Raw genomic sequence first — 12,251 nt, forward strand, 5'->3', positions numbered from 1 at the left:
GATGGATGGCGCCGGTTCTGCGACCGGCCCCGGCCACGGATGGCCAACCCCGGCGCGCTTCGGTGCGCCGGTCCTCTTTCATTCAACCTGCAGGACCGCCGTGGACCGCTCGCCCGCAACCGCCAGCCCCCGCCTCAGCACCTTCTTCGCCAACCCGCGATGGGGCGTAATGTCCCGATCCCTTGCCGCCATCTTCGGCGGCTACGCGCTTGCCTCGATGACCACGGTGTTCTGTGCGCTGGCGCTGCCGGGCGCGCGCGGCCAGGCCGTGCTGACCGGCATGCTGCTGGCGATCCTGGTAGCCGCCTGCGCCGCGCTGTGGGCGTTCGCCACGCGCAGTGCGCTGCGTGCCTGGGTCGGCATTCTCGCCCCCACCCTGCTGTTGGCAGGCATTTCGCGCCTGCTGGGAGCGTGGGCATGAAGAATGGATTCCGCCAATCCATGGCCTGGCTGCATACCTGGACTGGCCTGCTGGTCGGCTGGCTGCTGCTGCTGATCTTCATGGCCGGCACCGCCAGCTACTACCGCGAGGAAATCAGCCGCTGGATGCGCCCGGAGCTGCCGCGCAGCACTGTCAGCACCGACGAAGCGGCGCAGCGCGCGGCCGACTACCTGCTGGCCAACGCACCGCAGGCCGAGAGCTGGTTCGTCACCCTGCCGCAGCCACGCAATCCGGCCATGCAGATGTTCTGGCGATTGCCGGCCGAGCTGGCCGACCCCAGCAAGGGCCGACGCGGCGCCTTCGGTGATGCCACCCTGGACCCGAACACCGGCAACGAGCTCAAGGCACGCGAGACACGTGGCGGCGACTTCTTCTACCGCCTGCATTTCGACCTGCACTACATTCCCGTGCTGTGGGCGCGGTACCTGGTGGGCTTCTGCGCGATGTTCATGCTGGTGGCGATCATCACCGGCGTGATCACCCACAAGAAGATCTTCAAGGACTTCTTCACCTTCCGGAAGGACAAGGGCCTGCGTTCCTGGCTGGACTTCCACAACGTCAGCGCGGTGATGGCCCTGCCTTACCACGCGATGATCACCTACACCGGCATCGTCACGTTGATGATCATGTACTTGCCGTGGGGAGTGAACGTGGCCTACGGCACCGACCAGGATGCGTTCTATGCGGAGGCCTTTGGTGGCCTGCCCGAGGTCACCGCGCCCGCCGAAGGCAAGGCAGCCCCCCTGCCGCTGCGGCAGCTGCTGGACAGCGCCCGCACGCATTGGCACGGCACCGAGGTCGCCGGTTTCAGCGTTGCCAATCCCGGTGCCGCCAATGCGGTGATCGACATCCGCCAGCGCGATGGCAAACGCCTGTCCATCGATACCCCGGCGCTGCGCTATGACATGGTCACTGGCGCGCTGCTGCAGGAAACGCCGCCTTCCGGTGGCGCCACCGCCACCCGTGGCGTGCTGTATGGCCTGCACCTGGCCCGCTTTGCCGATTGGGGCCTGCGCGCGTTGTTCTTCCTGTCCGGTCTGACCGGCTGCCTGATGGTGGCCAGCGGCGTGGTGCTGTGGGCGGTGAAGGAGCGGCCGAAGCACGCCAAGAGCGGTCGCACCGGCTTCGGCCTGCGCCTGGTCGATGCACTGAACATCGGCGCCGTGGCCGGTCTGCCGATCGCCTTCGCCGCCTATTTCTGGGGCAACCGCCTGCTGCCGCTGGGCCTGGCCGAGCGATCCAACGCCGAAGCGAACGTGTTCTTCTACGCGTGGGGCGCCTCGCTGTTGGCGGCCTTCATCTGGCCCAAGCGGATGATGTGGGCGTGGCAGCTGTACATCGGCGCGGCCGCGTTCGCGCTGATTCCGGTGGTCAACGCATTGACCACCCACGCGCACCTGGGCGTCACCTTGTTCAACGGTGACTGGGCATTGGCCGGTTTCGACCTGTCGATGATCGCCTTCGGTGCCATGCTGGCCCTGTGCGGCTGGCGCATGCAGCGCTGGACGCCACAGCTGACTGCCGCCGAGAAGAAGAAGCGTGCGGCGGCCGCTGCAGCGACGAAGGCACCGGCCGATGCAGTGGAAGCGGAGGCCAGCGCATGATGCTGCTGGTACTGGGATTGTCATTCACAGCGTTCACCGCGCTGTCGCTGGCGATGGAAAAGCACCAGCAGGAACTGCACGGCAAATCCGCGGCATCACCGGTACGGCGTACGCAATGGCGGGTGCTGGGCTGGGTACTGCTGACGGTGGCTTTCGCACTGTGCGTGGTCGACCACGGCTGGGCGATGGGCCCGGTGCTGTGGCTCGGCGCGCTCACCCTGGGTGGAATCGTGCTGGCGTTCGCGCTGTACCCCTACCGGCCGAAATGGATCGCGCCGCTGGCGATCGCGTTGCCAGTGATCGGGCTGGTGGTGGCGCTGTTGTAACCCGTGCGGTGGGCCGCATCCACGCATGGCGTGGATCTACCGGACCCACGCTCGCCGGGCATGGCCCGGCGACGCGTCACGCCAGGCGCTTCAGCTCCCACGCACGATGGATGCGCGCGTTGCGCTCGAAATCCGGGCCGATGGTGCTGGCGCTGATCTCGCGGCACTGGGCGAATTCGGCGATGGCGTTCTCTTCCAGCTTGAAGCGGCGGAAGTTGTTGGAGAAGTACAGCACGCCACCCGGCGCCAGTCGCGCGACGGCCGCACGCAGCATCTTCACCTGTTCGCGCTGTACGTCGAAGTCCTCGGCGCGGGCCGAGTTGGAGAACGTCGGCGGGTCGCAGAAGATCACGTCGTACTGGCCGCGATCACCTTCCAGCCATGCCATCGCATCGGCCTGCACCAGCAGGTGCTGATTGCCGCCCTGCCCGTTCAAGGCCAGGTTGTCGTAGCACCACTGCAGGTAGGTGGCCGACAGGTCGACGCTGGTGGTGCTGGCCGCACCGGCCACCGCCGCCTGCACGCTGGCCACGCCGGTGTAGCAGAACAGGTTGAGGAAGCGCTTGCCGCGCGCCTGCTCGGCCATCAGCCGGCGCAGCGGGCGATGGTCGAGGAACAGACCGGTATCGAGATAGTCGAACAGGTTCACCTGCAGCAGCGCGTTGTTCTCGCGTACCACGAGGAACTCATCGCGCTGCTCGAAACGGCCGTACTTGCTGCCGCCCTTGCCACGTTCACGCGATTTCATCGATACCTGTTCCGGCGGCACGCCGAACACCTCGCGCGCAGCGGCCAGCAGTTCATTGCGGCGGCGGCGCACGTCGTTCTCGGGAATCGCAGCGGGTGCAGCGTATTCCTGTACATGCAGGAACGTGCGGCGCTGGCCGCCATCTTCCTCGTACACGTCGATGGCCGCTGCGTATTCCGGCAGGTCGGCATCGTAGGCGCGGAAACAGGTGATGCCTTCGCGCGCGCGCCAGCTCTTGAACTTCTTCAGGTTCTTGCGCAGGCGGTTGGCCACCATCTGCGCGCCTTCGCTCAGCTCGCGCACCTGTGCCGGGTCACGGCCCGGCACGGCGATCGGATCGCAGACGATCAGTGCGCATTCCAGCGCACCATTGAACATCTGGTACTTCTTGCCCGCACGCAGGCCGGTGGCGAAGGCCAGTTCGTCATTGCCGCACAGCAGGCTGGCGCGCCACTGCGGCACGGCCTTCTGCAGGGCATTGCCCAGCTTGCGGTACAGCGCCGGATCGGCGGCCAGGCGCTCGTCATACGGCGGGTTGCAGACCACCGCACCGATCTCCTGCTCCGGGGTGGGCAGGTCAGCCACATCGGTGCGGGTGAAGCGGATGGCATGGGCGACGCCGGCAACTTCGGCGTTCTCGCGCGCGGCCTGGATCGCCACCGGGTCGATGTCGCTGCCGTGGATGACCGGCTTCAGCACGGCAAGGCCGGCCGCTTCGCGATCACGTGCCTCGCTCTGGATGGTTTTCCAGGCGGCCTTGTCGAAGCCCAGCCAGCGGCTCGGCGGCAGGCTGCCATGGCGCATCAGGCCGGGGGCGACATCGGCCGCCATCAGCGCGCCTTCGATCAGCAGGGTGCCGCTGCCGCACATCGGGTCCAGCAGGCCGCCACCGGCAGCGTGCAGGCGCGGCCACTGCGCGCGCATCAGCAGCGCGGCAGCCAGGTTTTCCTTCAACGGCGCGTCATGCGCCGCACCGCGCCAGCCGCGGCGATGCAGTGGGCCGCCGCCGAGGTCGATCGACAGCGAGGCGCGGCCCTTGCGCAGCGACAGGTTGACGCGCACGTCCGGCAGATCGGTATTGACCGAAGGGCGCTCCAGGCCTTCGTCACGCATGCGGTCGACGATGGCGTCCTTGATCCGCTGCGCGGCGAAACGGGCATGGGTGATCTTGTCGCCGGACACATGCGCATCCACCGCCAGGGTCATCTCCGGCTTGATGTGTTCGTGCCACGGCAGCGCACGCACGCCGTCGTACAGCGCCTGCTCGTCCGGGCATTCGAATTCGTCGATCGGCCACAGCACGCGGCTGGCCAGCCGCGACCACATCACGATCCGCAGCGCCTGCTCCAGTTCGCCATCGGCGTTGACGCCGGCGATGGTGGCGGTGGCCTTTTCCAGGCCCAGGGCCGACAGCTCATCGGCAAGCAGGTATTCCAGGCCCTTGGCGCAGGAGACAAAAAATTTCACGGGATCGGTTCGCAGGTGGTCAGGCACGGCAGGGGGCCGGGCCATTCGGAAGGGAGGGCCGTGGACACGGCCGGCAGGCCCGCGCCGGGGGCGGCGGGGCTGCCATTGTAGTCAATGCGGGCGGGCGCGCTGTGCGCCCGGGCTTCACAGCTGCCGCAGCAGGCGCTCGAAGGCCTGCGCAGAGGCTTCCACGTGATGTTCCAGGCGATGGCCATCGTCCACCAGCAGCAGCTGCGCCGAGCGCGCCTGCGCCCAGGCGATGACCCCGGCGGCCGGCACCACCTCGTCATGCCAGGCCTGCACCACCGTGGTCGGCACCGGCGCGGCATCCAGCGCCGGCATCGGGCCCATGGTGGTGGGCGGCACCATCAGGAACAGGCCGGCCACCGGTACCTGCAGCGAGGCAATGGCAGAGATGTAGGCGCCCAAGCTGGAGCCGGCCAGCACCACCGGCCCCTGCGCAGCGGCAGCGGCCGTGCGCTCGATCAGGCGTTGCAGGCGGGTGCGCACATCGCCAACGCGGCTCACCTGGCTCATCGCGTCCAGGTCGGTGTAATCGGGGCGCTCATGGGTCCAGCCCAGTCGCTCGGCGACTTCGGCCAGCGCGGTGACCTTGGTCGCCTCCGGGCCGCTCTCGAAGCCGTGGGACAGGATGCAGTGACCGCGGCTCATGCGTACGCTCCCACGGAGCGGATCGACAGCAGAAGGGAAGGCAGTTTCATCCGGCAATGCTAGCATCGCCGCATGCCCAAACCGCTCCTGCCCGGCCTGCAGCTGCAGCCGTTGCCCTACCACGACCGCCTGCCACTGCGCGATCCATCCAGCCTGGCAATGGTGGTGATCCACTGCACGGAACTACCCGACCTGGCGACCGCCCGGGAGTACGGCGAGCGCGTGCTGTACGACAGCGGCGCCGGCAACAGCGGGCATTTCTACATCGACCGCGACGGCAGCGTGGTGCAGTACGTGGCGCCGGAGCGCATCGCCCACCACGTGCGCGGCATGAATGCCGATACCGTGGGCATCGAACTGGTCAATTCGGGGCGCTACCCGCACTGGCTCGACAGCCGCCACCAGGCGATGGACGAGCCGTACACCGAAGCGCAGCTGCTGGCGCTGGAACAGCTGCTGCAGGCACTGGTGGCTCGTTACCCGTCGCTGCGGCGGATTGCCGGACATGACCAGTTGGACCTGGAGCAGGTGCCGGCCAGTGATGACCCGGCGGTGACCGTGGCGCGCAAGCGTGATCCGGGCCCGTTGTTCCCGTGGGCGCGGGTGCTGGCGAAGGTGCCGTTGCAGGGGTTGGGATGATGGGCAGGACTGCGCCCTGCACCCGCAGAGGCAACGTCAACGTCAACGTCGAAAGCTGGCATTCCGTGGGATGGCGGGGTGGGTCCGGTTGCGAGGGACGCCGTGAACCCATCCGTGGGGGCTTGGCCGCGGCATCCATGCCGCGGACACCCCCGCAMCCGSACCCACCCCGCCTTCGACAGATCTCTGCGATCTTTCGGATCGACCCGGGGTCGGATCCCGTTGCAACGCAACGGGCTCTGACCCCGATTTACGGTCGATAGGGTCAGAGCCGCTTCCCGTTGGAAAAAGGATCCGACCCCGCGCGGCTCAGGCGCCGGTGGCGACCGGGCGGCTGCTGTCGCTGACCCAGCCACTCCATGAGTCCGCGTAGATGCGTGCGCCGGACAGGCCCGCGCTTTCCATCGCCAGCAGCAGATGGCAGGCGGTCACGCCCGAGCCGCACATCAGCACCACGCGTTGCGGGTCCTGGTTGCCGATCACGCCCTGCAGTTCGGCACGCAGTTCCTGTGCATCGCGCAGGCGGCCGTCCAGCACGTTCAACGCAAACGGGCGATTGACCGCGCCCGGTACATGGCCGGCGACCGGGTCCAGCGGCTCCACCTCACCGCGGAACCGCTCGCCCGCGCGGGCATCGACCAGCCAGCCCGGTGCGTGCTTGAGGCGTGATTCGATCTCGTCCGCGCTGGCAACCTGGCCGCTATCGAAGCGCCCCGGATACGCGGGCAACGCGGTGACCTCGCTGCTGCCGGTCGCCAGCGGCTGGCCGGCGGCCTGCCACGCGGCGATGCCGCCATCGAGTACGGCCACGTTCGCATGCCCGATCAGGCGCAGCAGCCACCACAGGCGCGCGGCGGCCATGCTGCCATCGCTGCCGTCATACACCACCACCTGCGTGTCGGTGCCGATGCCCCATTGCCCCAGTCGTGCGGCGAACGCATCGCTGTCGGGCAACGGGTGGCGGCCATGGCCCACCCGCGTCAGATCGGACAGGTCGCGGTTGAGATCGGCATGCACTGCGCCGGGAATGTGTCCCTGCGCGTAAAGGCCATTGCCCGCCTGCGGGTCGGCCAGCGATGCACGCGCGTCGACCACGCGCACGGTACTTGCGGTCGCGCGGGCATCGACCACGCGCACCCCATCGCCCAAGGCCGCAGCCAGGGTCGCAACATCGACAAGGGTGGTCCACGGCGGGTCGATCGGCTTCATTGCACTTGCTCCAGGCGGCGACGCAGGTTGTACAGGATGGCCGCGGTGGCGCCCCAGATGCGCTGGCCGGGCCAGCCATATTCAAGGACATGGCGGACGCGGCCGCGATGGTTGATTTCGACCTGGCGCAGGTTGTCGGCGGCCATCAGATAGTCCAGCGGCACTTCGAACACCTCGGCCACTTCGCTGGGCTGCGGGACCGCCACGAAATCCGGATCGATCACCGCCACCACCGGGGTCACGCGATAGCCGGTGATGGTCACGAACGGATCGAGATATCCCAGTGCCTGCACCTGTGTCGGCGCCAACGCGATTTCTTCCTGGCTTTCGCGCAGTGCGGCAGCCAGCGCATCGCGATCATCGGGCTCGGTACGGCCACCGGGGAAGCCAACCTGGCCACCATGTTGCCGCAGGGTTTCGGTACGCCGGGTCAGGATCACCTGCGCGCCGTTGGCGCGCGGCACGATGCCAGCCAACACCGCCGCCTCGACCGGTGGGCCCGGGGGCAGCAGGTCATCCAGTTCACTGCGGTTCCAGCCGTCGCCTGCCGGCGGTTCGGCCAGCGGATGCAGCGCGCGCAGCAGCCGCTCATGATCGGCCAACGAACCTCGCAGCGACTGCTGCAGCTGTTGGCGCAGGGGCAGCACACGCTCCAGGATGTGGCTGCGCTCGCCGTCGCTCATCGACGACCACCGTGCGATTTCGTCGATATGCCGCCCGCACCCGGCGCAGAGCCGGTTGCGATCCAGCTTGCAGACGTTGATGCAGGGGCTTGCGACAGCACGCGCCGTTTCTTCCATTATTTGCACCGGTCAACAGTAGCGCGAATGGGCTGAATTTGGGATGGGCCCCGCACGGCTGCAGCGTGGTGCAGAAACAAAAACGCGCCGGTGGGTTCACCGGCGCGTTGATGTTGACGCTGTTTCTTCTTACTTGACGCTGATCAGCTTGATCTCGAACTGCACAGCCACGTTCGGCGGGAACGGGGTGCGCGGGTCGGCGCCGTAGGCCTGATCCGGCGGCAGCGAGACTTCCCACTTCGAGCCTGCCGGCATCTGCAGCAGGGTCTCACGCATGGCCTTCATTTCGACTTCGCTGACCTTGATCGACGGAATCTGCTGGGCCGGGCGGGCTTCGGTCGGGCGCTGGCCGTACGGGAACGGACCGGCCACTTCCAGCTGCACGGTGCTGGCCTGGGTCGGCTTGGCACCCTTGCCGGCTTCGATCACACGGTACTGAACGCCGCTCGGCAGGGTCTGCACGCCCGCCTTTGCCTTGTTCTGCGCCATGAACTGATCGCTCTTGGTCTTGTTTTCGGCAGCAGCCTTTTCGTACTCGGCCTTGGCGGCCTGGGCACGGCCCTGCTCGCGCTTCTGGAACGCTTCAACAGCCGGCTTCAGCTGCTCGGCGGTGATCGCCGGCTGCTTCTTGGCGTAGGCGTCCTGCAGACCCTTCACCACCGAGTTGATGTCCAGCTGCTCACCGCGACCAGTCAGCTCCGCCAGGTTGTTGCCGTAGTCGTAACCGAAGTAGTAGCTCAGCTTGCCCTTCTCGGACGCGATGTCCTGGGCGAAGGCATTGCCCGTCAGGGCCAGGGCCGCGACGGCGACCGCGATAGAACGCAACTTCATCAAACAGTTCTCCAGGGGTGGTAACTCAGGGACGTTCTGCGCCGCCCTGAGGCGACGGGTTAGGATAACGGCCACAACGTGTAACCGCTACTCACCACGCAGGCTATGACCTGTCTGCGTTTACAGAGTTCAATATCACTTTTTTTTAACGTTCCAGGAGTTTCCCGTGGTCGAGGCCCCCGCTCCCCACCCGGTCGACGTCAGCGATGATGGCGCCGTCCGCACCATTACCGTGCAACGCCCGGACAAGCTCAACGCGCTCAATGCCGCCACCCTGCAGGCCCTGGCCGAGGCGTTTGGCGCCGCCGCCGCCGACCCGGCGGTACGGGTGGTGGTGCTGACCGGGGCTGGCCCCAAGGCGTTCGTGGCCGGGGCCGACATCGCGGAAATGAACACCTTGAGCGCGGTTCAGGGACGTGATTTCTCCCTGCTCGGCCAGGCACTGATGCGCCGCATCGAACGCATGCCCAAGCCGGTGATCGCCCGGGTGAACGGATTTGCGCTGGGCGGCGGGCTGGAACTGGCCATGGCCTGCCATCTGCGCATCGCCGCCGATTCGGCCAAAGTCGGCCAGCCGGAGATCAATCTCGGCCTGATTCCCGGCTTCGGTGGCAGCCAGCGACTGCTGCGCCTGTGTGGTCGCGCGGCCACGCTGGAACTGTGCCTGCTGGGCACCCCGATCGACGCCGCACGCGCACTGGCCCTGGGCATCGTCAACGAGGTGGTACCCGCCGCCGAGCTCGACGCCCGCGTGCAGGCCCTGGCCCGGCAGCTGGCACAGTCGGCGCCGCTGGCGCTGCGCGGCCTGCTCGATGCGGTGCACGTGGGCGGCGAATGCAGCCTGGAAGCCGGCCTGGAATACGAAAGTGCGCAGTTCGGCCTGCTGTTTGCCACCGAGGACATGCGCGAAGGCACCAGCGCCTTCCTGCAGCGCCGTCCCCCCGCCTTCCAGAACCGCTGACGCCATGGCATCCCGACCCAACCCCGTGCTGTTGTTCGCCCGGGTCCAGGCAGACGATCCCGATGGTGCGCTGCAGGCTGGGCTGATGGACTACGTTGTGCGTACTGGCGATGAGCGGCTGCTGCCCGATCATCCGGACCTGCCCGACCGCCTGTGCCAGATGCAGTTGCAGCTGCAGCGCGCATGGGCGGCGCGCGAACGCTTCCGCGCACGTGCCGTGCGCCTGGCCCGCCGCGAGGCCGAGCGTGATGCACGCCGGACGCCCGCGCCGGCACCTGACGCCAAACCCGCCCTGCCCGCAGCAGCGGCCGCCATCCTCGCCCGGGCCAAGGCCCGCGCCGCCGGCAAGGAGCAGTAATGGCGACCGTGAAGAAGACCGCGCGCGCGCCTGCGCGCCGCGGCGGTACGATGCCGCGCGCCGACGTGGTGGAAATGTTCACCCGCCTGCGCGAACTCAACCCGCATCCGAAGACCGAGCTGGAATACAGCTCGCCGTTCGAACTGCTGGTGGCGGTCGCGCTGTCCGCGCAGGCCACCGACGTCGGCGTCAACAAGGCGACCCGTCGCCTGTTCCCGGTTGCCAACACGCCGGCGAAAATCCTCGCCCTGGGCGAAGAGGGACTGAAGAAATACATCGCCACCATCGGTCTGTTCAACGCCAAGGCGAAAAACGTGATCGCCACCTGCGCGCTGCTTCTGGAGAAGCACGGTGGCGAAGTGCCACGCGATCGCGACGCACTGGAGGCACTGCCCGGTGTCGGCCGCAAGACCGCCAACGTGGTGCTCAACACCGCATTCGGCGAACCGGTGATGGCGGTGGACACGCACATCTTCCGTGTCGCCAACCGCACTGGACTTGCCCCCGGAAAGAACGTGCGCGAGGTTGAAGATCGACTGGTCAAAGCGATTCCCGCCGAGTTCCTGCTCGACGCGCACCACTGGCTGATCCTGCACGGCCGGTACGTGTGCAAAGCACGCAAACCGGATTGCCCGGGGTGCGTGATTGCCGACCTGTGCCGGTACAAGGACAAGACACCCGCGGAGTGACCGCGCCATCCACGCATGGCGTGGATCGGCTGGAAAATCCATCCACGCATGGCGTGGATCTACTGCAACCGGGGCGCAATCCGCGCGTCATACGTAACCGGTTTCAATGGCAGGCCCAGCCGTGACGGGGCCTGCGGCGGATCGCGGCCGTGCGCGAACTGTCACATTTACGCAATCTTCACGTTTTAGCCTGCGCGCATCTTCCCACCTGCCTGCAAGGCTCCTCTCCATGAAACTGCATCACCAGCTCCTGACGATCGCCGTGGCTGCTGCGCTGTACGTGCCGGCCGCCCACGCCGAAGTCGCCATCGATGTGATCGGCGGTTCGGAAATCACCTTCGAAGGCCTGGTCCAGGCCGACGGCAACTGGTACGACAATGACGTCGTGGACCTCAACGGCGGTGACGCCGGCAACGGCAAGAACAGCGAATTCGAACTGCGCCGCGCCGAGCTGGTGCTGAAGGGCAAGGGCCCGGGCAACGTGGAATGGGTGGTCGGCTACGACGCCAAGGCCGACAAGTTCCTCGACACCAACGTGAAGTACAAGCTGCTGGGCAACGCCAACCACTTCATCCAGGTCGGCCAGTTCAAGCAGCCCAACAGCCTGGAAGAACTGTCCAGCACCAAGAACAACGACTTCATCTCCAAGGCTGCGGTCACCAACACCTACGCCGTCGCCCGTCGCCTGGGCGGTGCCTACAGCTACGGCCAGGACAACTGGTCGGTCACCGCCAGCGCCTTCGGCCGCGAACTGACCCGCAACCTGGCCCACGGCAGCGGCTACGGCGCACGTGGCACCTGGGCCCCGATCAACGAGAAGGGCCAGGTCCTGCACTTCGGCCTGAGCTACGTCGACTACGACACCGACGCGGACACCCTGCGCGTGCGTGCCCGTCCGAACGCCGACCTGGCCACCGCGCGCCTGGTCGACAGCGGCAACCTGGTCGACACCGACCGCGTCAGCACCATCGGTGCTGAAGCGATGTACTTCCAGGGCCCGTTCAAGGCCCAGGCCGAGTACTACACCAGCAAGGCCAAGCGCCTGGCCAACGACAACTACACCAGCGATGGCTACTACGTCAGCGGCGTGTGGAATGTCACCGGCGAGAGCTGGAGCTACAAGGGCGGCACCCCGGGCACCGGCCTGCCGAACAACCCGGCTGGCGGCCAGTGGCAGCTGGGCGTGCGTTATGACCACATGGATCTGAACGACGGCAACCTCGCCGCCAACCCGGTGGCCGGCCGTCCGCCGATCGTCGATGGCGTGCTCGGCGGCAAGATGGACATCTGGACCGTCGGCGCGAACTGGTACTGGCGCTCGAACTTCAAGCTGATGCTCAACTACGTGATGGTCGACAGCAAGAAGTACAGCTCGACCGCCCGCGGCTTCGTCAACGACGATCCGAACATCCTGGAAGCCCGCGCGCAGTTCTTCTGGTAATACCGGAAGCACGCGTTCGAACGAAGGCACGGCCCAGGCCGTGCCTTCGTCGTTGTGGGCAGGC

The 12,251-nt window shown here is 67.2% G+C and carries 13 protein-coding genes; 8 read left to right on the forward strand and 5 right to left on the reverse strand.

The window, feature by feature from the left end; genetic code table 11:
• Positions 1 to 100 precede the first annotated feature (100 nt).
• Genes AC1DKR_RS12655 through AC1DKR_RS12665 form a run of 3 tightly spaced genes read left to right on the forward strand, consistent with a single transcriptional unit; the run spans position 101 to position 2,372 of the window.
• The gene (locus tag AC1DKR_RS12655) at positions 101 to 421 is read left to right on the forward strand and encodes a DUF3649 domain-containing protein (RefSeq protein WP_312786058.1); all 321 of its coding nucleotides are present in this window, start codon (positions 101 to 103) and stop codon (positions 419 to 421) included.
• Complete coding sequence (locus AC1DKR_RS12660) at positions 418 to 2,046, forward strand: PepSY-associated TM helix domain-containing protein (protein ID WP_312786057.1); 1,629 nt, start codon at positions 418 to 420, stop codon at positions 2,044 to 2,046. The genes AC1DKR_RS12655 and AC1DKR_RS12660 overlap by 4 nt, the downstream gene beginning before the upstream one ends.
• Positions 2,043 to 2,372 (forward strand): DUF3325 domain-containing protein, encoded by a 330-nt coding sequence (locus AC1DKR_RS12665; RefSeq protein ID WP_312786056.1) that lies wholly within the window; start codon positions 2,043 to 2,045, stop codon positions 2,370 to 2,372. The genes AC1DKR_RS12660 and AC1DKR_RS12665 overlap by 4 nt, the downstream gene beginning before the upstream one ends.
• 76 nt (positions 2,373 to 2,448) lie before the next feature.
• On the opposite strand, the gene rlmKL is transcribed toward AC1DKR_RS12665, so the two are convergent.
• Entirely contained in the window at positions 2,449 to 4,587 is a 2,139-nt protein-coding gene (gene rlmKL / locus AC1DKR_RS12670; RefSeq protein ID WP_478033131.1) for a bifunctional 23S rRNA (guanine(2069)-N(7))-methyltransferase RlmK/23S rRNA (guanine(2445)-N(2))-methyltransferase RlmL, read from the reverse strand.
• 144 nt (positions 4,588 to 4,731) lie between these two features.
• The gene (locus tag AC1DKR_RS12675; RefSeq protein ID WP_025875362.1) at positions 4,732 to 5,259 is read right to left on the reverse strand and encodes an alpha/beta hydrolase; all 528 of its coding nucleotides are present in this window, start codon (positions 5,257 to 5,259) and stop codon (positions 4,732 to 4,734) included.
• A 72-nt stretch (positions 5,260 to 5,331) separates the two neighbouring features.
• Between AC1DKR_RS12675 and AC1DKR_RS12680 the strand changes: the two genes are divergently transcribed.
• Positions 5,332 to 5,898 carry an N-acetylmuramoyl-L-alanine amidase gene (locus AC1DKR_RS12680; RefSeq protein WP_093817788.1) on the forward strand — a complete coding sequence of 189 codons (567 nt, stop codon included), beginning with the start codon at positions 5,332 to 5,334 and terminating at the stop codon, positions 5,896 to 5,898.
• Between the two features lie 309 nt (positions 5,899 to 6,207).
• On the opposite strand, the gene AC1DKR_RS12685 is transcribed toward AC1DKR_RS12680, so the two are convergent.
• The 3 genes from AC1DKR_RS12685 to AC1DKR_RS12695 form a co-directional block, all read right to left on the reverse strand.
• Entirely contained in the window at positions 6,208 to 7,107 is a 900-nt protein-coding gene (locus AC1DKR_RS12685; RefSeq protein ID WP_428704118.1) for a sulfurtransferase, read from the reverse strand.
• The gene (locus AC1DKR_RS12690) at positions 7,104 to 7,907 is read right to left on the reverse strand and encodes a CoA pyrophosphatase (protein ID WP_447944864.1); all 804 of its coding nucleotides are present in this window, start codon (positions 7,905 to 7,907) and stop codon (positions 7,104 to 7,106) included. The genes AC1DKR_RS12685 and AC1DKR_RS12690 overlap by 4 nt, the downstream gene beginning before the upstream one ends.
• A gap of 129 nt (positions 7,908 to 8,036) precedes the next feature.
• Entirely contained in the window at positions 8,037 to 8,738 is a 702-nt protein-coding gene (locus AC1DKR_RS12695) for an FKBP-type peptidyl-prolyl cis-trans isomerase N-terminal domain-containing protein (RefSeq protein ID WP_025875366.1), read from the reverse strand.
• Positions 8,739 to 8,904: 166 nt separating this feature from the next.
• On the opposite strand from AC1DKR_RS12695, the gene AC1DKR_RS12700 reads away from it, so the two are divergent.
• From AC1DKR_RS12700 to AC1DKR_RS12715, 4 genes are all read left to right on the forward strand, one after another.
• Positions 8,905 to 9,699: an enoyl-CoA hydratase/isomerase family protein gene (locus AC1DKR_RS12700; RefSeq protein ID WP_312400545.1), complete on the forward strand. Its 795-nt coding sequence runs from the start codon at positions 8,905 to 8,907 to the stop codon at positions 9,697 to 9,699.
• A 4-nt stretch (positions 9,700 to 9,703) separates the two neighbouring features.
• Positions 9,704 to 10,057: a hypothetical protein gene (locus AC1DKR_RS12705; protein WP_353100395.1), complete on the forward strand. Its 354-nt coding sequence runs from the start codon at positions 9,704 to 9,706 to the stop codon at positions 10,055 to 10,057.
• Complete coding sequence (nth, locus tag AC1DKR_RS12710; RefSeq protein ID WP_312788073.1) at positions 10,057 to 10,746, forward strand: endonuclease III; 690 nt, start codon at positions 10,057 to 10,059, stop codon at positions 10,744 to 10,746. Before AC1DKR_RS12705 ends, nth begins: the two co-directional genes overlap by 1 nt.
• A 229-nt stretch (positions 10,747 to 10,975) precedes the next feature.
• Positions 10,976 to 12,187 carry an OprO/OprP family phosphate-selective porin gene (locus tag AC1DKR_RS12715; protein WP_093817784.1) on the forward strand — a complete coding sequence of 404 codons (1,212 nt, stop codon included), beginning with the start codon at positions 10,976 to 10,978 and terminating at the stop codon, positions 12,185 to 12,187.
• Positions 12,188 to 12,251 lie beyond the last annotated feature (64 nt).

The sequence above is a fragment of the Stenotrophomonas sp. 01N47 genome, assembly GCF_056399165.1.